The sequence below is a fragment of the Azonexus sp. genome (assembly GCF_036170495.1).
Lineage (GTDB): Bacteria > Pseudomonadota > Gammaproteobacteria > Burkholderiales > Rhodocyclaceae > Azonexus.
Map to the genome: position 1 here is coordinate 1 of NZ_JAVHPH010000222.1, position 1,388 is coordinate 1,388.

Below are 1,388 nucleotides of genomic sequence, written 5' to 3' on the forward strand. Positions count from 1 at the left end.
ACCAATTTCTACGGCAATCTGGCCGACGAGGAACTTGATCGCAAGATCGCGCTGCCGCCCAAAGCCAAGGCAACGACCGCCGAAGAAACCAAAGCGGCCATCGACAACCCGGGCATTCGCCGCGCCCTGGCTTTCTTCCGCCTCGACCTGCGCAGCGAAGCGGTCCGCGAATGGAACTGGTCGCTGCGCGGCATGGACGACCGCCAGTTGCTCGCTGCCGCCAATCTGGCCAAGCGCAACCAGATCTGGGACCGCGCTATCAATACCGCCGACAAGACCCGCAACGAACACGATTTTTCGCTGCGCTTCCTCGCCCCTTACGGCGACACGGTGCGCCCGGCCGCCCACAATCAATCGCTCGACGATGCCTGGGTGTACGGCCTGATGCGCCAGGAAAGCCGCTTCATCACCAACGCCAAGTCAGGCGTTGGCGCCTCCGGCCTGATGCAGCTCATGCCGGCCACCGCCAAATGGGTCGCCAAAAAGATCGGCCTGCGTGATTTCAGCCACGGCCGCGTTAACAACACCGAAACCAACGTCCTGCTCGGCACCAGCTACATGCGGTTGGTCATGGAAAACCTCGACAACCACCCGGTGCTCGCTTCCGCCGCCTACAACGCCGGCCCCGGCCGGGCCAAGAAATGGCGCGCCGACCGGCCGCTCGAAGGCGCCATCTACGCCGAAACCATTCCGTTCAGCGAGACGCGCGATTACGTCAAAAAAGTGATGAGCAACTCGGTTTATTACTCGGCCCAGTTCACCGGCAAGCCCGATTCGCTCAAGACCCGGCTCGGCGTGGTTGGCGCTAAAACCGCCGAGGGCATGAAAGACGCAGACCTACCTTAGGAAACAGACATGGCGGTGCACTCCGACTCATTCCTTCTCCTGAGCAACACGCGGGCTCTTTTCCTCAAGCACCTCGGGGCCTTGCTGCAGGACAGCGAGCTGATTTCCAGCAGCGCCATCAAGGCCATCCAGGACGGGGCCGCCGCCTATTTCGACGAAATGGCCTCGACCAGCCGCCGCGGCTCCTTCGCCGAAGAAGCGCACGGCCTGACCTCGTCGCGAATCACGCTGGTTGGCGAAGAAGACCTCGAACTCGGCATCCGCCTCGATAACATGAGCGCCCGCCTATTCGAGCGCACCGGCGGCAGTCTGTGGAAAACCCATTTACGTTTCGTCACCTTGCTCAAGCGCCCGGATCTGCCCAAAAGTGCCAATCCGGTCGGGCCGAAAGGCATCGCCCAGGGCCTGACAAGCATGTTCGACGCGGCCGGGGCGGTCGACATCAGCAACAAGCTCGAGCTGCTCGATCGTATCGAAGCCTGCCTGCTCGCCGGTCTGCCGGCGCTCTACGCCGAGATCAATGACTTCATGGAGCGCAACGG

General features: G+C 62.4%; 2 protein-coding genes. Both read left to right on the top strand.

The genetic code is table 11. The features are described 5' to 3' along the window. Nucleotides 1-846 (top strand): lytic transglycosylase domain-containing protein (locus ADADOO_RS07530; protein ID WP_511276361.1); only part of this gene is annotated, 846 nt, incomplete at its 5' end. A gap of 9 nt (nt 847-855) precedes the next feature. Further along, nucleotides 856-1,388 (top strand): DUF1631 family protein (locus tag ADADOO_RS07535; protein ID WP_511276363.1); only part of this gene is annotated, 533 nt, incomplete at its 3' end.